This is a genomic window from Maribacter hydrothermalis (genome assembly GCF_001913155.1).
GTDB classification, from domain to species: domain Bacteria; phylum Bacteroidota; class Bacteroidia; order Flavobacteriales; family Flavobacteriaceae; genus Maribacter; species Maribacter hydrothermalis.
Genome location: NZ_CP018760.1, coordinates 4,079,509 through 4,101,436, shown reverse-complemented (window position 1 = coordinate 4,101,436; position 21,928 = coordinate 4,079,509). Strand labels below are relative to the sequence as shown.

22 protein-coding genes are annotated in these 21,928 nt (G+C 33.0%); 13 read left to right on the top strand and 9 right to left on the bottom strand.

The genetic code is table 11. The features are described 5' to 3' along the window. Positions 1-167: 167 nt before the first annotated feature. Positions 168-1,028: a sigma-70 family RNA polymerase sigma factor gene (locus BTR34_RS17670; RefSeq protein WP_068484770.1), complete on the top strand. Its 861-nt coding sequence runs from the start codon at positions 168-170 to the stop codon at positions 1,026-1,028. A 203-nt stretch (positions 1,029-1,231) separates the two neighbouring features. Here the strand turns inward: BTR34_RS17670 and BTR34_RS17665 are convergent, their stop codons facing one another. The 3 genes from BTR34_RS17665 to BTR34_RS17655 form a co-directional block, all read right to left on the bottom strand. Then, the gene (locus BTR34_RS17665; RefSeq protein WP_068484771.1) at positions 1,232-2,566 is read right to left on the bottom strand and encodes a DEAD/DEAH box helicase; all 1,335 of its coding nucleotides are present in this window, start codon (positions 2,564-2,566) and stop codon (positions 1,232-1,234) included. 204 nt (positions 2,567-2,770) lie between these two features. Further along, entirely contained in the window at positions 2,771-3,340 is a 570-nt protein-coding gene (locus BTR34_RS17660; protein WP_068484772.1) for a hypothetical protein, read from the bottom strand. Positions 3,341-3,458: 118 nt separating this feature from the next. After that, entirely contained in the window at positions 3,459-4,673 is a 1,215-nt protein-coding gene (locus BTR34_RS17655) for a patatin-like phospholipase family protein (RefSeq protein ID WP_068484773.1), read from the bottom strand. A 306-nt stretch (positions 4,674-4,979) separates the two neighbouring features. Between BTR34_RS17655 and BTR34_RS17650 the strand changes: the two genes are divergently transcribed. From BTR34_RS17650 to BTR34_RS17620, 7 genes are all read left to right on the top strand, one after another. Further along, on the top strand, positions 4,980-7,061 hold the full coding sequence (locus tag BTR34_RS17650; RefSeq protein ID WP_068484774.1) for a tetratricopeptide repeat-containing sensor histidine kinase: 2,082 nt from the start codon (positions 4,980-4,982) through the stop codon (positions 7,059-7,061). Positions 7,062-7,223: 162 nt separating this feature from the next. Beyond that, entirely contained in the window at positions 7,224-7,808 is a 585-nt protein-coding gene (locus BTR34_RS17645; RefSeq protein ID WP_068485018.1) for a TetR/AcrR family transcriptional regulator, read from the top strand. A 1-nt stretch (position 7,809) separates the two neighbouring features. Beyond that, positions 7,810-8,475: an NAD(P)H-binding protein gene (locus BTR34_RS17640; protein ID WP_068484775.1), complete on the top strand. Its 666-nt coding sequence runs from the start codon at positions 7,810-7,812 to the stop codon at positions 8,473-8,475. A 16-nt stretch (positions 8,476-8,491) separates the two neighbouring features. Next, complete coding sequence (locus BTR34_RS17635) at positions 8,492-9,124, top strand: nitroreductase family protein (protein ID WP_068484776.1); 633 nt, start codon at positions 8,492-8,494, stop codon at positions 9,122-9,124. 46 nt (positions 9,125-9,170) lie between these two features. Continuing rightward, entirely contained in the window at positions 9,171-10,328 is a 1,158-nt protein-coding gene (locus BTR34_RS17630; protein ID WP_068484777.1) for an iron-containing alcohol dehydrogenase, read from the top strand. A gap of 123 nt (positions 10,329-10,451) precedes the next feature. Next, the gene (locus tag BTR34_RS17625; protein ID WP_068484778.1) at positions 10,452-11,351 is read left to right on the top strand and encodes a DMT family transporter; all 900 of its coding nucleotides are present in this window, start codon (positions 10,452-10,454) and stop codon (positions 11,349-11,351) included. 87 nt (positions 11,352-11,438) lie between these two features. After that, complete coding sequence (locus BTR34_RS17620) at positions 11,439-12,050, top strand: DEAD/DEAH box helicase (RefSeq protein WP_068484779.1); 612 nt, start codon at positions 11,439-11,441, stop codon at positions 12,048-12,050. 25 nt (positions 12,051-12,075) lie between these two features. Here the strand turns inward: BTR34_RS17620 and BTR34_RS19200 are convergent, their stop codons facing one another. The 3 genes from BTR34_RS19200 to nfsB all read right to left on the bottom strand — a co-directional run bounded on the left by BTR34_RS19200 (position 12,076) and on the right by nfsB (position 14,366). After that, entirely contained in the window at positions 12,076-12,198 is a 123-nt protein-coding gene (locus BTR34_RS19200) for a hypothetical protein (RefSeq protein ID WP_262493634.1), read from the bottom strand. A 256-nt stretch (positions 12,199-12,454) separates the two neighbouring features. Continuing rightward, positions 12,455-13,078, bottom strand: a complete 624-nt coding sequence (locus BTR34_RS17615) for a MarC family protein (RefSeq protein WP_068484780.1) — start codon at positions 13,076-13,078, stop codon at positions 12,455-12,457. Positions 13,079-13,706: 628 nt separating this feature from the next. Then, entirely contained in the window at positions 13,707-14,366 is a 660-nt protein-coding gene (gene nfsB / locus BTR34_RS17610; RefSeq protein ID WP_068484781.1) for an oxygen-insensitive NAD(P)H nitroreductase, read from the bottom strand. Between the two features lie 147 nt (positions 14,367-14,513). On the opposite strand from nfsB, the gene BTR34_RS17605 reads away from it, so the two are divergent. The 5 genes from BTR34_RS17605 (at position 14,514) to BTR34_RS17585 (ending at position 19,917) form a co-directional block, all read left to right on the top strand. Continuing rightward, the gene (locus BTR34_RS17605) at positions 14,514-15,398 is read left to right on the top strand and encodes an AraC family transcriptional regulator (protein ID WP_068484782.1); all 885 of its coding nucleotides are present in this window, start codon (positions 14,514-14,516) and stop codon (positions 15,396-15,398) included. Positions 15,399-15,806: 408 nt separating this feature from the next. Continuing rightward, positions 15,807-16,547: an SDR family oxidoreductase gene (locus BTR34_RS17600; RefSeq protein WP_068484783.1), complete on the top strand. Its 741-nt coding sequence runs from the start codon at positions 15,807-15,809 to the stop codon at positions 16,545-16,547. 23 nt (positions 16,548-16,570) lie between these two features. Then, on the top strand, positions 16,571-17,965 hold the full coding sequence (locus tag BTR34_RS17595; protein ID WP_068484784.1) for an NAD-dependent succinate-semialdehyde dehydrogenase: 1,395 nt from the start codon (positions 16,571-16,573) through the stop codon (positions 17,963-17,965). A gap of 231 nt (positions 17,966-18,196) precedes the next feature. Further along, complete coding sequence (locus BTR34_RS17590) at positions 18,197-19,195, top strand: NADP-dependent oxidoreductase (protein WP_068484785.1); 999 nt, start codon at positions 18,197-18,199, stop codon at positions 19,193-19,195. 44 nt (positions 19,196-19,239) lie between these two features. Further along, the gene (locus BTR34_RS17585; RefSeq protein WP_068484786.1) at positions 19,240-19,917 is read left to right on the top strand and encodes a type 1 glutamine amidotransferase domain-containing protein; all 678 of its coding nucleotides are present in this window, start codon (positions 19,240-19,242) and stop codon (positions 19,915-19,917) included. Positions 19,918-19,990: 73 nt separating this feature from the next. Here BTR34_RS17585 and BTR34_RS17580 read toward each other — a convergent pair whose 3' ends face one another. The 3 genes from BTR34_RS17580 to BTR34_RS17570 all read right to left on the bottom strand — a co-directional run bounded on the left by BTR34_RS17580 (position 19,991) and on the right by BTR34_RS17570 (position 21,927). Further along, a complete protein-coding gene (locus BTR34_RS17580; RefSeq protein ID WP_068485019.1) occupies positions 19,991-20,533 on the bottom strand; it encodes a dihydrofolate reductase family protein in 543 nt (180 codons plus the stop codon). A gap of 99 nt (positions 20,534-20,632) precedes the next feature. After that, positions 20,633-21,307, bottom strand: coding sequence for an SCO family protein (locus tag BTR34_RS17575; protein ID WP_068484787.1), 675 nt, complete (start codon positions 21,305-21,307; stop codon positions 20,633-20,635). Then, positions 21,304-21,927, bottom strand: coding sequence for a toxin-antitoxin system YwqK family antitoxin (locus BTR34_RS17570; protein WP_068484788.1), 624 nt, complete (start codon positions 21,925-21,927; stop codon positions 21,304-21,306). The genes BTR34_RS17575 and BTR34_RS17570 overlap by 4 nt, the downstream gene beginning before the upstream one ends. Position 21,928 lies beyond the last annotated feature (1 nt).

The following is a 21,928-nucleotide window of genomic DNA, read 5'->3' as shown; positions in this document are numbered from 1 at the left end:
ATTTCAATTTAATGATTTGATAAAATAATGGCTATTTAAAGCAATATACTAGACTTTATTAATTGAATTATACAATTCATTAATATAATTTTAATAAATATTCAATTTTATTAGGATATCATCAAAAAAAGATTAAATTATAGTAACAATAAAAAACATTATAATATATGAGGCAACTTAAGATCACCAAGCAAATTACAAACAGAGACACAAAATCATTAGAAAAGTATTTTCAAGAAATTTCAAAAATTGATTTAATTACCGCAGATGAGGAAGTGGAACTAGCAAGAAGAATACGTGAAGGAGATCAAATTGCCCTAAATACATTAGTTAACGCTAATCTACGTTTTGTAGTTTCTACGGCGAAGCAATATCAAGGTAGCGGTTTACGACTATCAGATTTAATCAATGAAGGAAATATTGGATTAGTAAAAGCGGCAAAACGTTTTGACGAAACAAGAGGTTTTAAATTTATCTCTTATGCTGTTTGGTGGATCAGACAATCAATATTGTCTTCTATATCTGACCAATCACGTATGGTTCGTATACCGTTAAACAAAATTGGAGAAATAAGTAAAATCAAAAAAGTATATTCTTCTTTAGAGCAGTCGTTTCAAAGACCTCCTAGTACCATGGAAATTGCTAGAGAATTAGATATGAGTACCACACAAGTAAAACTTGCAATGAAAAATTCAAGTAAGCACTTGTCTATGGACGCTCCTTTTCAAGAGGGGGAATCTTCTAACTTATATGATGTCGTTAGTAATAAAAATGCCAACCGTCCAGATGCAGGTATGATGATGGATTCTCTTAAAACAGATTTAGATCAGGCTTTAAATACATTACCTAGTAGAGAAAGTGAAATTATAAAACTTTATTATGGTATTGGTGAAAGGCATCCAAAAAGTTTAAGTGAAATTGGAGAGCTTTTTGACATTACAAGAGAACGTGTAAGACAAATTAGAGAAAAAGCTGTTCGTAAACTACGTTATAAATCGCAAAATGAAATGCTAAAAGCCTATTTGTAAATTCAAAAACATATTTATAATACAAAAGCCGACTTAAAAGAAGTCGGCTTTTGTATTACTTAAAAATGTAAGTACTTATTTTACTCGATAATAGAGATTAAAATTTGCAGCCGACTGCCTGTCTGCCATTTAGTTATGCTTTTGTGGAAATTTAATGATGAATTTAGTTTCAATATTTTACTTGATTGCCCCGAAGTAGTTTACTATTTTTTTCTTTTTAATACATCATGTTTTAGAATGTCAGAACCAGTTTCAGATAAATAATTCGCTAATATCTTCTCCACTAATTCCTCTTTGGTTAAATGATGAAATACCGTTTTAATCTTAGTTTTAAATTGTTCGGATACCTCGCGGTTTGGTTTGGTCTTAAATATTTTTTTCGCCCAAAGTAAGGTGTTGTTCTCTTCAATACTCTGTGCATCTGCTTTCTGGAATTTAGAGAAGGATATGCCCAATTCTTTTTCAAAATCAAAAACTTCAGCAACTTCTTCATTTTGTAAAATAGTCAATGAAAGTCCCTTTGCTCCTGCCCTAGCTGTACGTCCGCTTCTGTGTACATAAGCATCGTAAGTGTCCGGCAAATGATAATTTACCACATAAGAAAGTTCTTTTACGTCTAGGCCACGAGAAGCTAAATCAGTAGCCACAAGAATAGAAATATGTCCGTCTCTAAACTGACCCATTATTCGGTCACGAATACCTTGAGATAAGCTACCGTGCAATGCCCCGGAAGAAAATTTATGAATTGCCAAATTTTTTGCCAGCTTATTAACAGCAGCTTTTGTTTTACAAAAAATAATACCTTGTTGTCCCTCTTTCGTAGTTAAAAAATGCATGAGCACTTCTAATTTCTCAATAGGCTCAACAACCAAATATTTATGATCAATACCTTTATGGCCAAGCGTAGCCATATCAGCTTCTTTATGTACTACATGTTTGGACATGTAGTTTTGAACCAATTGTTTTATTGCTCCAGACATGGTAGCTGTAAACAAGAATGTGCGTCTAGCTTTAGGGATACCGGCAATTATCGTATCTAGGTCATCTTTTAAGGCTGTAACCATTTCATCGGCTTCATCTAAAACCAAATACCTTAGTTTTTTAATATCTAAAGCCTCGCGTTTGACCAAATCAACCAAACGACCAGGTGTAGCTACAACAATATGAGTAGGCGTTTTAAGTCGCTCTATTTGCGGTTTTATAGGGATTCCTCCACACAGTGCAGCAATAGAAATATCGGAATTATAGGGTGAGTATGATATTAAGTTGGCATGTATTTGTTGTGCCAACTCTCTTGTAGGAGCTAAAATAACAGCTTGTACCGTTGTGCTTTTAGTATTGATCAATTGCAATAATGGTAAGCCAAAAGCAGCTGTTTTACCAGTTCCGGTTTTTGCCAAAGCAACTAGATCATCTTTTTGGTCAAGAATAACTGGAATACATTTCTTCTGAATATCTGTGGGTATGGTAATCTGTAATTCTTCTAGATTTTTTTGTAAATCGTTAGAAATTCCTAACTCCGAAAACTGATTTGACATAACATAATTTTCACCAAAGATAGGTACAGTTAAGCTGGTAGTTACAACAATCTGTCTTTAAGTGAGATAAATAGGTTGTAATTATATAGGCATAAATGATTGAAGCAAACCACCACGAGGTAATGATAAGAGAACAATCTTATAATTTAAAGGAAAGCCTCGGCGTATTAAAATCTCGATTATCGCATAAAACAATGCAGAATTTTAGTCTACCCAACCCCAAGGGTCTTCTGGAGTGGAAATTGGTTTAGTGATATCCATAACCACTTTAAAAACGCGGTCAGTACCAAGTCTTCTTAAATTATAGGTAAAGGTTTTATCATCTAAAGTAACCCACCAAACATTGGTGGCTGCACCTGGAATCATTTTTTGGGTAGCAACATCGGCAGGAAAAAACTGAATATTTGCTTTACCGGTATTGCTTGCTGTACCACCATAAAAATTAATATTATCTTCACTTCCATCTTCATGCCTATGGTCATGTTTTAACGTAAGAATACCATTGTTCTTGGTGAAAATCCATGTTCTAGATTTATCATCGCCAACAAAAAAGGGAATCTTTATTTCGCTATCTGAACAAGATTTAATGTGCATTACAAGCTTTTTACCGCCAAAACTTTCATCTTCTTCTGGTAAGGCCAAGTTACCTTCATATGCATTGCCACAATGAGACTGAAGTCTATTCCAAAACGCTTCTGACGGATCAGGTTCTTGTGCAATTAAAGGTAAAGCAAATAAAAAAGTAATAATCGAAATAGTATGTTTTAGTGTCATGATGTTGAGTAATCTAGTTTCTCAAAAATAGGCAAAACTATGGACAAATAATTTTGAATATAGCCAAGAATTACTATGCATGCAATGACAGTTATATTATCAATAATTTCGATTAAATTTAAATAGATGCTTCCCAGCTTTGCCATCTATCCATACCCTGTTGGTACCATTTGTCTCCTTGTATAAGTGACAAATGATTAGTACGCTCCACTTTAAACTCAATGGGTTGGTTATATAATTGTCCGGCTTTCCATTCATTAAAACATCTTATAAGTGTTTCAATTTCTACATCTTTGGTCAGGTCCATATCTAATTTATATAAATCTTGAACAAGCGGAATTACTTCTTTGGGTGTATTGGCATCAAAGTGAATTAATGGTGATAACCGAATTATTTGCTCGTTAAGGGCTTTCCCGGTAGAAGCTTTTAGGAACATCATGGCAATGTAATTGGCAGTATCTGGTGGTTGGTATAAAATTGTTTTAGCCTGGTGTAAAACAGTCTCCTTAAAGAAATTAAATTGCGGTTTCCATTTAGAGAAAGCAAATTTATTTCTTCTAAAAATTAATGCCACTTGTTTCCAATCCCAAAAGTCTTTCTTGGCATCTGCAGACATTAATGAATTACTTGTACCAAGAGAAACGACTTGTAGGATTTTTAAATCGACACCTAACTTATACGCTTCTATTATTCCTGCTAAAATTGGGTTATTGAAGCCGCCCAGTGCGCCGTCCCAAAGCTCATAAAATATGTCACTTCCCTGAGCTTTAAAGCGCGCAGGAAAATCAAAATACTGCACAGGCGCATTAGAAGAACCGTTTATGGCTTGTGTTAATTTTACAGAGTCGTACTCGTTAGGATTATTGAAATAAGATTTAAAAAATTTGGCCCTATTATTTAGTGCGTCATAGGTGGCAATTACTAATTTTAGTGACTCTTTACCAATAATTTTAGGCAGCTCATTCATTTGAACTTTATCTATGTCTGGAAATAAACTTTCAAAAGCCTCTTTTTTTCGTTTGGCGCTGTATTTTGGTCCGAAACCGGCATTGAAGAGTCCCAGATAATCCACCGGAAAATAGCGGTCTTTAAATGAGTTTTTATGAAAAATGAGTTCTCTGTTTTTCTGTTCCTTAAATAAGGAGATTGCTTTATCAATAGTATAATTTTCAGCAAGAGCAGCTAGAACAATGCTTCCGCCAGAATTGGCAATAACCAAATCAAATTTTTGAAGAATCTGATGGCCATTTATATTTCCGTATTTGTCTTTAAGGGTTAGAAGTTGAATTATAGCCCAACTTCCGCCGCCATCTAGTGATAGAATTTTATACATTTTTCATTACTAATTGGTGTTTAGTATTCAATTGAAAACCAACAAAAAGGCGTAGAAACTACTTTTAATGTAGGTCTTAAATATACTTATTGATTATGGCATTACATTATAGGAAATCCAAATAATTGATTAGGATATTATGTTTTTTTAGGGAGTTTGTACATTAAATATTAATTAGTTTAACCTTAAGAACTTTCAAAATATCATTTATTAAATAAAACTCTTCTGAAAAAAGAAAATTTAATTGTAGGAAATTAATTACAATATTTATCGTTTTAAAACCATTAGTTTAGTTACAAATAGATTATGCGCAATAGTACCATGAATCAATATCATAAAAATAAGTGTTCTGTGTTCTTCAATATACAAAACATAGCGTTTATTATTCTAGTATTCTGTGCATCATCTTATACTATTTTAAACGGGCAATCGCGAGAAGAAGATTTAGCTGAACTAAGGAAAATAAAATCTTCCAAAAATTTTAATTCCAAAAGCGAAACTTATATTGATTTACTAATTTGGATAGGAAAGGACTCTTATCTGTATAAACCAGATAGCACTACAATTTATCTAGATGAAGCTTATAAATTAAGTAAAAATTCTAATTATTTAAAAGGACAATGTGGCTCCTTAAATAGTTTGGGATACTATTATACCAATAATGGAAAACTTGATTTAGCATATAAAAATCTCAATGAATCCCTAATTATAGCAAATAAAAACAGCCTGCTAAAAGAGAAGGTAGAAGCTTTAAATTTTATAGGCCTTGCACTATGGCACGAAGGTAAAAATGGCTTGGCACTTAGTAAGTTTCTTGAAGCCTTACCAATTGCGGAGAAAATAAAGGATGTTTTTATGATGGGTGCGCTTAATGACAATATAGCCTTATTGTACGAAGACAATAAAGATTATGATACCGCTTTGCTGTTTAATGAAAAATCGCGTCAAATTAGCATTGACAATAATTTGGAAATTGCTCTGGCGGAGACATTACTTAATATGTCAGGAATTTATTTGAAACAAAAACTGTATGCTTTAGCAAATAAAACAGTAGATGAATGCATTGTTATATTTAAAGCTAATAATAATTTTGATTGGTTATCATATAGTTATGTAAATAAAGGATATATAGCATTGGAGCAAAATAAATATAAAGAAGCTCAAGAATGGTTCGAGAAAGCTATTAAAATTTGTGATGAAATTAATTTAACAATTGGTTATACTGAAACTTATTTAGGTATGGCAGAGACGTATTTAGGCTTATCTAATTTAGACATGGCTGAAGTCTATGGACTAAAAGCGCTTAAAGTATCGAAAGATTTAAATGTATTTGAAACCATAAAAGAATCTAATTCTGTTTTAGCTAAAATATATCATAACAAAGGTGACTATCTAGAAGCCTATGACTATCAAACAGAATATTTAAGGTTATTTGAAAAATCTACAAATAAAAGTTCTCAAAAAAGACTCGGAATTTTACGAAGCGAAATTAGTTTTGAGAATCAAAAGCTACAGATGGCAAAAGAAAATAAAGCAGCTATAGAAAAGCATAGACTATATATTTTTACAGCAATTGCAGCTTCATTGGTACTGGTTATATTTTTAATAGTGATTAATAAATCGAAAAGAACACAAAAAAAACTAAATAGTCAGTTACAGCAGCAGCAGAAAGCATTAATTATGCATGAATCGGAGTTACAAGAAGCTAATGATACTAAGGATAAACTATTCTCGGTTATTGCTCACGATCTTAGAGGACCAATAAATTCTTTTCATTCGTTAATAAAATTATATGTGGATAATGGTTTGACAAAAGAAGAAATTGACATGATATTTCCCAAGGCATTACAAGAAATAACTAGAATTTCAGATATGCTTAACAACCTTTTAATTTGGGCAAAAACGCAAATGTATGGATCGGTAAATAATCCCGTTAATTTAGATTTAAGAATTTTGGTAAATGAAAACATTCAACTATTAAATCCTTTAGCACATAGAAAGTCAATAGTTCTTATTAATAATTTTCCAGAAAACATCATAAGCTCAAGTGATAGAGATCATTTGGACATTGTTTTTAGGAATTTGATAAGTAATGCCATAAAATTTACAAATCTTAATGGTGAAGTGACTATAAATGTTATTGAACTGGTAGATTGTTATCAAATAGAAATTAAAGACAATGGTATTGGTATGGGCAAAATAACCCAGTCTAAACTCTTTAATAAAAATAGCACAAAAACTACGTACGGTACCAATAATGAAAAAGGCACTGGCATTGGTTTAGCAATAAGTCAAGAAATGGTTTTGAGTAATGGCGGAAAAATTTGGGTAGATAGTAAATTAAATGAAGGAACATCAATATTTTTTACAGTTCCATTAAGTTCTTAACATAACTGTTATCTTAACTTTTTAAAAATTATGATTCTTTAGTGATTCATAAACCTCCATTGTCAACACTTCCACTACTCATCTTTATAAAATATAAAATTCTGTTAATAAAAAAGAATGAACGTTCATTTTTTGGTAACTTTGTATTCTGATATAATAAAAATGGCCGCACTTCAAAAAAGTATAGACAAGCGTAATGCATTAATCGATGCAACAATTGAACTCGTGAACAATGATGGGTTCCACGCTACACCTATGAGCAAAATAGCAAAAATGGCATGTGTTTCTCCTGCAACCATTTACCTTTATTTTGAAAACAAACAAGATTTAGTGAATAAAACCTATATAGAGGTAAAATCCAGTTATACCGACTATGCCTTTGCAACTTACGATGAGAATTTACCAGTTGAAAAAGGCTTTGAAATAATTTGGAAACGCATTGCTCAATTTAAACTAAAGGAAAGTACTTATGCCACCTTTTTAGCTCAATGCGATAACACACCAATGATAGACGAGGCTAGTAGACAAGAAGGGATAAAACATTTACAACCTTTATTGGATTTATGGGCACGTGGTAAAAAAGAAGGACTTATTAAGCAATTATCCGACTATATGCTATATGCCTATGCTATAAATCCACTTTCATTTTTAATGATTGCACAGAATCGTGGCTCTATTCAGTTAAATGACCAAGAGCTACAACAAGCGTACGAAGCCGCATGGAACAGTATAAAGGTTTGCAAATAGTATGAAAAAGACAGCCATAATACTAGGAGCTACCGGTTTAACAGGGGGGTTATTGTTAGATAAATTAATACGTGATAACAGGTACCAAACCATAAAGTTATTTTCAAGATCCAGAATTGAAGGTTTACCGAATAAAGTGCAACAATATATAGGTAATCTTTTAGAGTTAGGTCAATTTAAAAAGGAATTTACCGCAGACGAAGTGTATTGTTGTATAGGTACAACAGCTAAGAAAACACCCAATAAAAAATTATATAGAGCTATTGATTATGGAATTCCTGTAGCTGCAGCTAAATTGTCGAAGGAAAACGGTATTTCAACTTATATAGTAGTTTCTGCAATGGGAGCTAATAAGAAAAGTAAGGTCTTTTACAACAGAACAAAAGGCGAAATGGAGCAAGACGTTATAGAAAAGGGTATAACAAATACATCAATACTACGCCCCTCCCTAATTGGAGGAGAAAGAAATGAACGAAGATTGCTAGAAAAAATAGGGTTGTTAGTCTTCAAAATAATTCAGCCGCTATTTATTGGTCCGTTGAAAAAATATAAAATCATTAATGCAGAAAGTATTGCACAGGCAATGTTGAATTTAGCGAATATGACAAGAAATACCGATGTTATCATAACATCAAACGATATAGAAAAATTAGCAAAACGCAATTAAATATAGAACGATTAACATGGAATTATTAGATAAGCTAAACTGGAGATATGCCGCTAAGGCAATGAACGGAAAAAAGGTAGCAGAAGAAAAAGTAGAACGTATTTTAGAGGCTGCCCGCCTTGCTCCTACTTCTAGTGGTTTACAACCATTTGAAATTATAGTGGTTAAAAATCAGGACATTAAAGAACAAATTAGACCAGTAGCATGGAACCAGTCAATGATTACAGATTGTTCTCACTTATTAGTTTTCGCCGCATGGGATAATTATACCGAAGACAGAATCAATTATATGTTCGATTTAACCAATGAAATTCGTGGTTTTAAGAACAAAGGATGGGAAAATTATCGAAAAATGCTATTAGAAATGTATCCGAAGCGAGATCCTGAAGAAAACTTTAATCACGCAGCAAAACAAGTATACATTGCCTTTTCACAAGCAATAGCGGCAGCAGCATTTGAAGAAGTTGATGCAACCCCTATTGAAGGTTTTGATCCAGATGCGGTAGACAAAATTTTAGGATTACGTGAAAAAGGATTACGTAGTGCAGTGCTATTGCCTTTAGGTTATAGAAATGAAAATGAAGATTGGTTAATAAATTTAGCAAAGGTTAGAAAACCAATGAAAGATTTGGTAACCGTTATTGAATAACGAGTCATAAATGTAAGTGAACAATAAAAATTAAAAGAAAGAGAAAATGAACAATTTTGAATTTAAAAATCCCACAAAAATTATTTTTGGGAAGGATACCATAGAAAAATTAAGCAAAGAACTACCAGAAGATGCAAAAGTACTAATGCTTTATGGTGGCGGTAGTATTAAGAAAAACGGAATCTACGACCAGGTTATGAATGCATTGTCTGGAAGACAGGTTATTGAATTTGGCGGAATTCCTGCAAATCCGGAGTATGCTATTTTGATAGAAGCCTTACAACTTATTAAAGAAGAAAAAATCACCTATTTATTAGCAGTGGGTGGTGGTTCTGTAATTGACGGAACTAAATTTTTATCTGCCGCAGCAGTTTTTGATGGAGATACCCCATGGGATATTTTAACAAAAAACATTAAAACAAAAAATGGGATGCCATTTGGTACGGTTTTAACCTTGCCAGCTACTGGTTCAGAAATGAATTCTGGCGCGGTAATTACGAGAGCGGAAACTATAGAAAAATTAGCGATGGGCGGACCAGGATTGTTCCCTGAGTTTTCAATTCTTGACCCACAGGTGATTACATCTATTCCTGAACGTCAGTTGGCAAACGGTATTACAGATGCCTTTACACATGTATTAGAACAGTATATGACATACCCAATTGATGCAATTTTACAAGATAGGTTTGCAGAAAGTATTTTACAGACATTAATTGATGTTGCACCAAAAGTTTTAAAAGATCCAACGGACTATAAACCAGCTGCAGATTTCATGTGGAGTTGTACAATGGCGTTGAACGGATTAATTCAAAAAGGAGTCCCTGGTGACTGGGCAGTACACATGATGGGTCATGAGTTAACTGCATTATTCGGTATTGATCATGCACGTACATTGGCAATTATTGCACCAAGTCATTATAAATACAATTTTGAAGCTAAAAAAGAAAAATTAGCGCAGTATGGTGAACGTGTCTGGAGTATTACCGAAGGTAGTATTGACGATAAGGCTTATGCCGCAATAGAGAAAACCGAGGCATTCTTTCATAAATTAGGTATAGATACAAAGTTGTCAGATTATACCAAGGATTATGAAGGTGCTGCTGAAGAAATTGCGAAACGTTTTACTGACCGTGGTTGGAAATTAGGTGAACGTCAAGCTCTAATGCCAGAGGATGCACAGAAAATTGTAAAGATGGCTTATTAAGCCCATTTCGCACAAGTTTAAATGAGGAGCTGCTTTTACAGGCAGCTCTTTTTTGTTCAATATACAAGGCAAACACCTCGGACTATGGTCTAATTAGAGAAAACCAATATCTTCGCGCGCATTATGTGGATGTACCTCGGACTTTTAGCTGCGCTTTTTTTAGGCTTACACAATTTATGCAAGAAACATGCCGTACAAGGTAATGATGCTTTTTCAGTTTTATTTGGTACCTTAATAACAGGTTTCTTCTTGTTTTTGCCGCTTTTTTTAGGTTCTAAATACTATCCGGAAGAATTACAAACAATCGATTTATTTGTATCGGATATTTCAATTAAGACACATGGCTTCATCATAATCAAATCTATGATTATGGCATCATCTTGGGTGCTGGCATACCAAGCTTTAAAACACTTACCAATTACCATTGTAACACCAATACGTTCTGCCGGTCCGTTTTTTACATTTATAGGCGCGATTCTTATTTATCAAGAGCGCCCTAATTTTTTGCAGTGGATTGGATTCTTCTTAATCATATTTTCTGTTTTTCTATATTCTAAAATTGGAAAAAAAGAAGGTATAAACTTTAAAAATAATAAGTGGATATATGCTATTATCGGTGCAACTTTCTTAGGGGCTTCAAGTGGTTTATATGATAAGTATCTAATACAAAGTTTAGAGTTGAACCCTCCTACTCTTCAATTTTGGTTTTGCACCTATACCATGCTAATTATTGGATTGGTAGTCCTAATTATGCGTACTACAAACCCGAATATAAAAGGTACTTTTAAGTGGAGATGGACTATACCCATGGTGGGTATTCTTTTACAAACGGCAGACTATTTTTATTTTAAAGCGTTACAAGACCCAGATGCTTTAATAATGTTATTATCAGCCATAAAACGAAGTCAAATATTAATTGCTGTAGTTATGGGTGGTTTCATCTTTAAAGAACAGAATAAACGTAAAAAAATGGTACCGTTAGTAGGAATTATGCTTGGCGTATTTTTAATTCTGTATTCGTAAGATGTAAAATATAGTAGTTAGCTAGTATAAGCCAATTCATAGACTGTATCTTTGCTAAATAGCATTCTATTTAATTTATTAAGAATTATGTCCTTTAAAAAACTGAATCCTTATTTACTTGAAATGCTAGAGCGCTTTTCGATAGAGGAACCTAACAGCTTTCAAATTTCTAGTATACCTATTATTAAAAGTGGGGCAAATGTCTATTGTACTGCTCCTAAAGAAAGTGGTAAAACCACAACTTTGATTTTGACAACGTTACAAAAATTAAAATGCAGAGCTGAGGGAAATGCTCCAAGAGCTGTGGTTGTAGTTGAGAATAAAGAAAAAGTATTGGAACTTTACGACAAGTTTTTTGAATACACAAAGTATACTGATGTTAGGCTTTATGCCAGCTATAAAGAGCTGCATATAGATATTCAGAAATCTGAAATATTTGAGGGAATAGATATTCTCATAACAACACCAACTACATTACATAAATTATTTTTACTTAATGGTGTAAGCACTTCACAATTAAAGATTTGCAGTATTGATGATGGCGATTTTTTAATTCAGAATTCAGATTATACGGCAATGCTCACAGTTACACAAAGTATTATGAAATGTCAATATGTTTTATATTCTGAAAAATTAACTCCAAAATTGAAGCGTTTTGAAGAATTTTTTATGGAGCGTGCCAGATATGTAAAATTTTAGGCATACAATTTACTACTTGTGTCATTTAATCTTCTAATGAATTATTAGCTTTAATTTGGTCATTAAAGTCCATACCCTGTACACAAGACACGATAACTAAAAACAAGATACTTGAAATAAGGTTTATTCTTTTTTTAATAGAATTCATAACAATGCATTATTTGATTGTTAAGTACAAACGAAAATGTTATCCGACTTATTTTGCCGTTCGAATATTTTCGATGAACTACAATATAAACAATGGCGTGTTTAGAAATTAAAAGTTACAAAAAATTATGATATTCCTTTAACTATTTTATTTTTTAAGACATGATATTTACATTCTATTGGAAAAAATATCAATTTAGTTTTATAAACTTCAAGTAATCAATACTTTATTGACACTTCATTATTAAAAGTGAAAACTATGTAGTAATTAAATGAAATGAAATTTTAATTCCTTCAATAATCATACCTGTCCCAATGATCGCAATGATCAAACCCATTATTTTACCAATTACCGATATTACGTTATAGCCAACTAATTTTACGATTAAATTACTAAGTCTAAAAGTAACGTAGGTCAATAAACTCATAAAACCAAAAATGGCAATCACTATAGCTATATGAATTGCCTGCACATTAGAAACAAAATTCATGGCCGTAACAATAGTGCCTGGACCGGCCAAAATGGGAATAGCTAAGGGTGAAACCGCAATATTCTCATCAATATTAACATGTTTAATATTTTTAACATTAGACTGTTTTGACTGTAGCATTTCAAAACCAATATAAAATATTAATATACCCCCAGTAATCTTAAAAGCAGGAATACTGATATTAAATAATTCGAATATATATTTACCCAAAAGAACAAAAACCAACACAATAATAAAAGCAATTATATTGGCTCTTTTATTAATATCTGCTTTCGTTTTTTCATCTGCACCTTGTGTTAATGATAAAAAAACGGTCATGTTAGAAATTGGGTTAGTAATGGCAAAAAACCCAGTAAAAACAGTAATAGAAAATGTAATTAAGTCATCCATTTTTTGGAACAGAATTTAATCGTGCAAGAACTTGATTTCTTACTGAATTTCCAAGGTAATTTTGAAACTTTTAGGAATTTATTAAGCAGTAATACGATACCTAATCTAGGGATATCTTATAAATAAAAATGGTAAGTTCATTCATATATGACTATTAAAATCTAATTTTTAGAATAAGGTATTCGTTAACAAAAGTAATTCTTCAATTTTACTAGCATCATAAGTATCTGGGGGGTGCTTGAGCATAACCACCTTTGTCATTATCAAAATAAGTGTTTGTTTTCACTTTATCTGTCATACTTAAATCATACAAAATGTCAACCCCTTTTTCTGCCGTTGACCAATTTTGACCTTAGGCTTCATTTGGCATTTTGGTATTCAATAAAGAATTAAGATCTACAGCAACAACTAACATACTTGGTTTATTTTTTACCAAATCAAAGCTTCATATCCTCAATGCCAGTTTACTTAGTTCGTAAATATAAGTTTGCTTGACATTTAGTATCGCTTAGCTTCTACCTTGAACAGCAACAGGATAAACTTCTTTGGCCAAACGTAGTCCTAACAATTTTCCTATTTTTTCTGTACCTACTGTAATTACTACATTATGTTTCAAGTATTTAATAAATTATAGTATTGTGAAAATTTCACTTTCCGATAATCTAGATTTTGGTGTTTTTTCAGTTGAGTTAAAATCAGATTCTGCTCTATATCCTAAAGAAACAGCTACTAACGATGTGTACCCTTTTTCTCTTAAACCGAATTCCTCATCCAAAGCTTTTACATCAATACCTTCCATTGGTGTTGCATCGATACCTAAACTAGCAACTCCCAACAAAAAGCTACCAATGTTAAGGTATACTTGCTTTTCCATCCAATGCTGAAGGTCTTTTAAATCGTATTTATGAATACCGGCAAACGCTTTTACAGCACCTAAAAATCCGTTTTTAATATCGTCATTAGGAAATCTTCCGCTTTTATCTTCGGTATCCGCAATATGCTGATAGTATGCATCATCTGCATCAATTTTTGAACAAAATAAAACTACAGCTGAAGCATTTGTTACTTTAGGCTCGTTAAAGCTAAAAAAGCCTTTTGTCCCTTTTGCAATACGTTCTTTACCTTCTGTTGTTTCGGCAACTATAAAATGCCAAGGTTGTAGGTTTACACTAGAAGGACTCATTCTTAACAAGTTTTTGATTTCAGCCATATCTACATCAGATATTTTCTTTTTAGTATCGTATTCCTTTGTTGTGTATCTCCAGTTTAAAGTTTCGTGTAAATTCATTGCTATAATTTAATATGTTAATTCTGTTTTGTGGTGCAAAGGTAGAAATACACATCGCCTTAATTAGTGTATAAATAAAGGTTTGTAAAGCTTAAATAGTATTTATTACGTCTAAATCTGCTAATTTTGAACCTTAATTACTATAATATGGAAGTTTTAGAAGTATATAAACCTTTTGAAATACAAGAAATTGAATTAATAGATTGGAAACAACGCCCTGTTAAAAACAATTTTTTTGAATTGGTTTTGATAAAATCCGGCTCAGGAATTCAATGTATTAACTATAATGTGTTGCCTTATAGGGATGGGAGTGTTTTTCTCTTACCTCCTCTAAAATGCCACTCTTTCAACATTGAAAAACCTACCAAATTTGTATTTCTAAAATTTACCGATTCTTTTTTCAAAGGAGTGAATAAAATGCATATTGATAGAAATGAATGGTTTAGAGAGGCGTCCTATATTTTATCTAACTATAATCAGCTACCTGGCGATATTATAAAATCGGAAACAGATAGATTGAACCTCAGAAGTTTAATCGAGATAATTCTTCTAGAAACAAGAAATTATGGCGAATCATCCGTAAATCTTGTAACCAGTTTAATGACCGGGATTTTAGAAATACTTATTAGAAATATTAAAAAGAGTAATTATTTTGATACGGATACCTATGTTTCTGAAGAAAGAATCTCCAAAATGTTGACCTATATAAACGAAAATATAGATAAAACAGAGTTGCTAAAAATTGAAAATTTAGCAAACGTATTTATGATGTCTCCCACCTATGTAAGTGAATATTTTAAAAAGCAAGTGAAGATGCCGCTAAGAGAATACATTATAAAAGCGAAATTGAAGCTTGTAGAAATACGACTTTTAAATTCAGATTTTACACTCACACAAATAGCAGATGACCTAGGGTTTACAGATGTTAGCCATTTGTCTAAAACTTTTAAGCGCTACGTAGGTATTTCAATAAAAGAATTTAAGAATAAAGGAGATTATAAGATATTAACCCGTGGTGCTTGTATTAACTAGGACTATCAATATACTATTCTAAAATTGTATGTTAAGAGTTTGGATGCAAAATAGTGAGCCAAAGAATTAAATAATACAATATTTCGCATATTGAAAAGGCATAAGAAATCTTTAATTAAAATTAAATAATTAGGGTTTAATTTCTAATAAGTACATGATTTAGTCTGTTTATATTTTTTAATACGAAAACAGTAGCTACTTGAATAATGTAATAAATTAATAATTAGATGATACTTTCTAGAAATCCATACATCTTAAATAGTGTTGATAAAAAATGTTCAGTACTTATTTTTTGACCCACAAAGTTTCAACCTTAACTCAATTCCATATCCGTCAATACTTCATTCAATCTAGCTAAAAGATTCCATAATTATCTAGTAATTTAATTTAAAATCAAAATAATACAGTATGAAATTAGAAGATAAAGTAATTATAATAACAGGAGCATCTAGTGGAATTGGTAAAGCAACAGCACTAAAATTAGCAGATAATGGCGCTAAGGTTATATTAATGGCAAGAAGCGAAGATGAACTTAATGATTTGAAATCTGATATTACCAAAAAAGGTGGTGAGGCTTTAGTTGTTACAGGTGATGTGACAAAAAAAGAGGATTTCGAAAATGTAGTTTCTAAAACCAAAAGAGAGTACGGTAAAATCTCCGGATTGATAAATAATGCAGGATTAATGCCACTTTCATTCGTTGAAAAATTAAAAACTGATGAATGGGAGAAAATGGTAGATGTCAACATAAAAGGAGTACTGAACGGGGTAGCAGCCGTATTACCTGAATTAAAAGAAAATAAAGGTGGTAATATCATTAATATTTCATCAATGGCAGCCAATAGGTATTTTCCTGGTGGAGCAGTGTATTGCGCTACAAAATCTGCCGTAAAGATGTTTTCTGAAGGATTACGTCAAGAATTAGCTCCTAAATACGGGATCAACATTACCTCTATTGAACCAGGTGCGGTAGCAACAAATTTAACCAGCACAATTACCGATGAGGATATCAAAGAAAAAATGGAAGAAATGCAAAAAATGGAAACGTTAGAAGCGGAAGATATTGCAAACTCCATCTATTACGTGTTAACACAGCCAGAAAGGGTAAACATCAACGATGTTTATTTGGTGCCAAGTGAACAACAGTAATAGGAACTTAAAAAATATAACATATGTCTACGACAACAAAACAAGATACATTTAAAACAATTAACCCTACTACAGGTAAAGAAATTGCGTTACACACGTATATGACAGATGCCCAGGTGGAAGAAAGTATACAACAATCTCACAAAGCGTTTCTTAAATGGAAAATGAAGAGCGTTGAAGAACGTGGCGAGATTATAAAATCAATCGGTAAAGAATTACAGAATTACAAGAAAGAGCTTGCAGAGCTTATGACCGATGAAATGGGGAAACTGCTTAAGCAAAGTAATCAAGAGGTAGATTTGTGTACTGCGATTTGTGATTATTCCGCAGAAAATGCACCGGAGTTTTTAAAGAGTGAAGAACGAGAACTATCCAATGGAGGAAAAGGAATTATAGTCTACTCACCAATGGGGATTATCTATGGTATTCAACCTTGGAACTACCCAAGCTATCAAGTATTACGTTATACCATCGTAAACCTTATGGCAGGTAACAGTATTTTACTGAAGCACGCATCAAATGTTACGGGTACAGCGAAATTATTAAAGACCATTTTTGAGACAGCAGGCTTACCATCTAACCTTTTTAATGTCATGGTGATTGAGCACGATCAGTCTAACGCAATTATTGAGCATAAGTTGGTACGAGGAGTTACCTTAACTGGAAGTCCGGTTGCAGGTGAAAAAATCGGAGAACTAGCCGGTGCACAATTGAAAAAAACCGTGTTAGAATTAGGTAGTAATGATGCTTATTTGGTACTTGATGATGCCGATATCGATTTAGCGGTTGAAAAAAGTGTTATGGGACGTATCTATAATAACGGAGAAACATGTATTGCAGCAAAACGTTTTATTGCCACAGAAAAAGTGTATGATGAATTTAAGGAAAAGTTTGTAAAGGCGATGAAAGCCTTAAAAACAGGTAATCCTAAAAATGACGATACAGAATTAGGACCTATGGCTCGTGAAGATTTAAGAGATAAAATTCACGAACAGGTTCAAGAAAGTGTTGAAAAAGGAGCCGATGTATTATGTGGAGGGAAAATTCCTGAAGGGGAAGGCTACTTCTACCCTGCTACGGTATTAAGTAATGTGGCTCCAGGTCAACCAGCTTATGATGATGAGCTATTTGGACCAGTTGCATCTTTAATAAAAGCAAAGGACAATGAAGATGCCATGCGAATTGCCAATGATAGTAGATTTGGATTAGGTGGAGGTATCTTTTCGAAGGATGTAAAAAAGGCAGCAGAATTAGCAGAAAAACATTTTGATACAGGTATGGTATTCATCAATAGTTTTGGATTGGCAGAACCGAGTATGCCGTTTGGCGGAGTTAAAGATTCCGGATACGGACGCGAACATGGAGGTTTTGGTATGAAGGAATTTGTAAACGTTAAGTCCATCATGATAATGGAGTAATAACTTTATCATTTAAAAAGCACCTTTCTAGGTGTTTTTTTATACCCAAATTAATAGTACATAGTTTAAACCTTTGTTAAAAAATGAATGTTCATTCTTTTTTTAAATACCTTTGAACTGTGCTTATAAAAGAATATAAATACGACGGGGTTTTAAGTGAGCGATAATTATACTAATTGATTGTTGACTTAGAATTCCAGATTAGAATTATTAAATTTTAAAACATAAATTATGAATAAGTCAATCAATTTAAAACAACGACCTGTAGGTACTCCTACCCTTTCAGATTTTGATTTTAAAGAAAAAGAGAACGAATTAGGTGTTGCTGAAGGTGAAGTGTTACTCGAAGCTAAATATATATCTGTAGACCCTTACCTACGTGGTAGAATGAGCGATGCCAAGTCATACGTTCCACCATTTAAAGTAGGCGAACCGATCAGTTCTGGTATTGTCGCCGAGGTATTGGAATCTAAAAATGAAAACTTTCAGAAAGGTGATTTTGTATCTGGATTATTAGAATGGAAAGAACAGCAAGTTTCTAGTGGCGAAGGTTTACAGAAAGTGGATAAAAGTAAAGCACCATTAAGTGCCTTTTTAGGCATTGTAGGTATGACCGGTTTAACAGCTTACTTAGGTCTTCATGAAATAGGAAAACCGAAGAAAGGAGAAACTTTAGTAGTATCTGGTGCTGCAGGTGCAGTAGGAAGCGTTGTTGGTCAAATAGGAAAAATTCTAGGACTGAATGTAATCGGTATTGCAGGTACAGATGAAAAGATCGATATGCTAAAATCGGAATTCGGTTTTGATCACGGAATCAACTATAAAACGACCGAGGATATGAAATCTGCTATTGAAGCTGCGGCTCCTAATGGCGTTGATATTTATTTTGATAATGTTGGCGGACCAATATCTGACGCTGTTTTGTTCAATATTAATCAATTTGCACGTATTATCATATGTGGTGCAATTTCGGTCTACAATAAAACAGAATTACCGATGGCTGTTGCCGTACAACCATTTTTGGTAAAGAACAGTGCCTTAATGCAAGGTTTTATAGTACGTAATTATGCCGATAAATTTCCACAGGCAATAAAACAACTATCAACATGGTTAGGAGAAGAAAAACTAACCTATAAAGAAACCATTGTTGAAGGCTTTGAGAATACACCACAAGCGTTTTTGGATATGATGGATGGTAAGAATAAAGGAAAAATGATAGTAAAGGTCTAAACAATAGACTCACTATAAATCAATTAATTAAAAACAAAAATAGAATGAAAATATTATTCATATTAACGTCTCACAATGAATTGGGAGACACAGGAAAGAAAACAGGTTTTTGGGTTGAAGAGTTTGCTGCCCCATATTACGCTTTATTGGATAAAGGTGCAGAAATTACAGTAGCTACACCAAAAGGTGGTCAGGCTCCAATAGACCCAAGTAGTGATACCGAAGATGCTCAAACAAAGGATACTAAGCGTTATAAAGAAGATAAAGATGCTCAAAGTGTTATTAACAACACTAAAAAATTAGCTGACGTAAATGCTTCTGATTTTGATGCCGTATTTTATCCTGGTGGTCATGGTCCTTTATGGGATTTGGCCAATGATGCAACTTCTATCAAATTGATAGAAACCTTTAATGAGCAAGAGAAGCCAGTAGCTTTTGTATGTCATGCTCCTGCAGCTTTAAAAAGTGTAAAGGGTACTGATGGTCAGCCATTAGTTAAAGGTAAAAAAGTAACGGGATTCACAAACAGTGAAGAAGCGGCAGTGCAGTTGACAGAAGTTGTTCCTTTCTTAGTAGAAGATATGTTACAAGAAAATGGCGGAATCTATTCTAAAAAAGAAGATTGGGCAGCATACGCAATACAAGACGGTAATTTAATTACCGGTCAAAACCCTGCATCATCAGAATTGGTTGCAGAGAAATTATTAGCTGTTTTAAAGTAAAAGTTTAAGTTTGGTTGTTAGTTTAAAAGTCCGGAAAATCAATTGGTTTTCTGGACTTTTCGATTTAGGATTATTACATATTATAGTTGACGGAATAGGTATTAAATACCAATCCGCCATCATGAGATTCGGTTTCGGTGAGTTCTAATTGATAACCTGATTTAGATTCACCAAATAGCCGTACGCCTTCACCCAATACCAAGGGGTTAATTTTCACTTTAATTATATCTATAAATTGGTTTTCAAATAGCCATCCGGCGAAAACGCCACCTCCACATAAGTATATATCCGTTGTTGAGCTTTGTTTCAGCTCTCTTATTTTATCCAAACTATAATCAGCAATTATATGCACCTGATCGCTTATGGTATCAAAATGTAAAGACTTGGAGAAAATATAGTGTTGCATATGTGCATATGCTGGCTGACCAGGTTTTAATCCGTAGGCATAACCAAATTCATAGGTATCTTTACCCATAATAGTGGTTTCAAATTGATTTAAATCTGACATGTATTTAGAAACCCCACTACCCTCTCCTACAAAGCCGCTAATATCACCATCTACGCCACAGATAAATCCGTCAATAGAAATGGCAACGTAATAGATTATCTTATTCATTGTCATTATTTTAAACAGCTATAAGTTAATCTTTTAGAATGACATTTAAAATAATAATGAAATTACAGAAGTTGCAGAATTGATAAACTAATTAAAGTATTAGATTTCTTTTAATAACGCTTCGGCATCTGTAATCAATTGCGCTATTGAGGCACGGTTGAGTCCGTTGTAGATACCACGTATGTGCTTATTTTTATCAATAAGTAGAAAATTCTCGGTATGTAAAAAGTCATTAATATCCTTTGGGATTCCTAAATCGTTTTCTACAAAATATTCGTTTCTTCCTAGATTGTAAATCTCGGTCTTATCTCCGGTAACTAAATGCCACTTAGAATTGACAACTCCATTTTTTTCGGCATATGTTTTTAGTACAGAAACCGAGTCAATGGACGGAGTTACGGAATGTGAAAGTATAGCAACCTCAGGATTATCGAGAAAAGCCTCTTGTACCTTGGTCATATTATTCGTCATTTTAAGACAAATACCAGGGCACGTAGTAAAAAAGAAATCAGTGATATAAATTTGGTTTTCGAAAGATTTTTGGGTCAATGTATCACCTAATTGGTCTACTAATTTAAAATCGGGAATTTTATGAAATTGCTTTTCTTCTTCAGAATTAGGTGTTATCCAATGTGGTGTAAAAGATTCATCATTATAATAAGGTAAATACTCTACCCTACTGGTTTCTTTAACCTGTATGTTCTCTTTTTTTACTTTTTGCTTACAAGCAGCAAAAAGTAGTAAAACAACTATAGATAGAATTGTCTTATTCATAATAATTCACCCTCAGATTTCACAACAACTTCATCTTCTAATTGATAGCAAGAATTAGCTCTTCGTAAGCCAAATATACGTCCGTTTTTAGCTTCGTAATTAACATATAGGGTTCCGTTTTTTAAGTACGCTTTTTGTAATCCTTCTTCCTGCCCATTTACTAAATTACGCTCTTTTGCCAATTGCCCGTCCGGGTACCACTTTTTCTCCACGCCATTCATTTTGCCATTTACATACATGGCATCTTGCGCAAGTTGTCCGTTTTCCCACCACGATTTATAACTGCCTTCTAAGCGGTTGTCTTTAAAATGATATTCCACACGCAATGCTCCGCTTAAAGAAAACCGTTGCGCAATACCTTGTCTTTTTCCATCAATAAAACCCACCTTTTCTGCCAATTCTCCATTTTCATGTAAGGCTAACGAATAGCCATCGTAAGGTGAGTTTTTATAGTACCATGTTCCTTCTAACTGGTTAAGTTCTAACTCCTCTTTAAATTTGGTAACGTTCTCCACAATCAGTTCTTCTTCATTAACATGGGTTGTTGCAGTTGCATGTTTACAACTGTTCAAAGAAATGAATAGTAGCGAAACGATTAAGAAAAGAGAAGTGAATTTCATT

Coding starts and splice junctions, on each gene's coding strand:
- BTR34_RS17670 (WP_068484770.1), top strand. CDS start 168: ATGAGGCAACTTAAGATCACCAAGCAAATTACAAACAGAGACACAAAA.
- BTR34_RS17665 (WP_068484771.1), bottom strand. CDS start 2,566: ATGTCAAATCAGTTTTCGGAGTTAGGAATTTCTAACGATTTACAAAAA.
- BTR34_RS17660 (WP_068484772.1), bottom strand. CDS start 3,340: ATGACACTAAAACATACTATTTCGATTATTACTTTTTTATTTGCTTTA.
- BTR34_RS17655 (WP_068484773.1), bottom strand. CDS start 4,673: ATGTATAAAATTCTATCACTAGATGGCGGCGGAAGTTGGGCTATAATT.
- BTR34_RS17650 (WP_068484774.1), top strand. CDS start 4,980: ATGCGCAATAGTACCATGAATCAATATCATAAAAATAAGTGTTCTGTG.
- BTR34_RS17645 (WP_068485018.1), top strand. CDS start 7,224: ATGGCCGCACTTCAAAAAAGTATAGACAAGCGTAATGCATTAATCGAT.
- BTR34_RS17640 (WP_068484775.1), top strand. CDS start 7,810: ATGAAAAAGACAGCCATAATACTAGGAGCTACCGGTTTAACAGGGGGG.
- BTR34_RS17635 (WP_068484776.1), top strand. CDS start 8,492: ATGGAATTATTAGATAAGCTAAACTGGAGATATGCCGCTAAGGCAATG.
- BTR34_RS17630 (WP_068484777.1), top strand. CDS start 9,171: ATGAACAATTTTGAATTTAAAAATCCCACAAAAATTATTTTTGGGAAG.
- BTR34_RS17625 (WP_068484778.1), top strand. CDS start 10,452: ATGTGGATGTACCTCGGACTTTTAGCTGCGCTTTTTTTAGGCTTACAC.
- BTR34_RS17620 (WP_068484779.1), top strand. CDS start 11,439: ATGTCCTTTAAAAAACTGAATCCTTATTTACTTGAAATGCTAGAGCGC.
- BTR34_RS19200 (WP_262493634.1), bottom strand. CDS start 12,198: ATGAATTCTATTAAAAAAAGAATAAACCTTATTTCAAGTATCTTGTTT.
- BTR34_RS17615 (WP_068484780.1), bottom strand. CDS start 13,078: ATGGATGACTTAATTACATTTTCTATTACTGTTTTTACTGGGTTTTTT.
- nfsB (WP_068484781.1), bottom strand. CDS start 14,366: ATGAATTTACACGAAACTTTAAACTGGAGATACACAACAAAGGAATAC.
- BTR34_RS17605 (WP_068484782.1), top strand. CDS start 14,514: ATGGAAGTTTTAGAAGTATATAAACCTTTTGAAATACAAGAAATTGAA.
- BTR34_RS17600 (WP_068484783.1), top strand. CDS start 15,807: ATGAAATTAGAAGATAAAGTAATTATAATAACAGGAGCATCTAGTGGA.
- BTR34_RS17595 (WP_068484784.1), top strand. CDS start 16,571: ATGTCTACGACAACAAAACAAGATACATTTAAAACAATTAACCCTACT.
- BTR34_RS17590 (WP_068484785.1), top strand. CDS start 18,197: ATGAATAAGTCAATCAATTTAAAACAACGACCTGTAGGTACTCCTACC.
- BTR34_RS17585 (WP_068484786.1), top strand. CDS start 19,240: ATGAAAATATTATTCATATTAACGTCTCACAATGAATTGGGAGACACA.
- BTR34_RS17580 (WP_068485019.1), bottom strand. CDS start 20,533: ATGAATAAGATAATCTATTACGTTGCCATTTCTATTGACGGATTTATC.
- BTR34_RS17575 (WP_068484787.1), bottom strand. CDS start 21,307: ATGAATAAGACAATTCTATCTATAGTTGTTTTACTACTTTTTGCTGCT.
- BTR34_RS17570 (WP_068484788.1), bottom strand. CDS start 21,927: ATGAAATTCACTTCTCTTTTCTTAATCGTTTCGCTACTATTCATTTCT.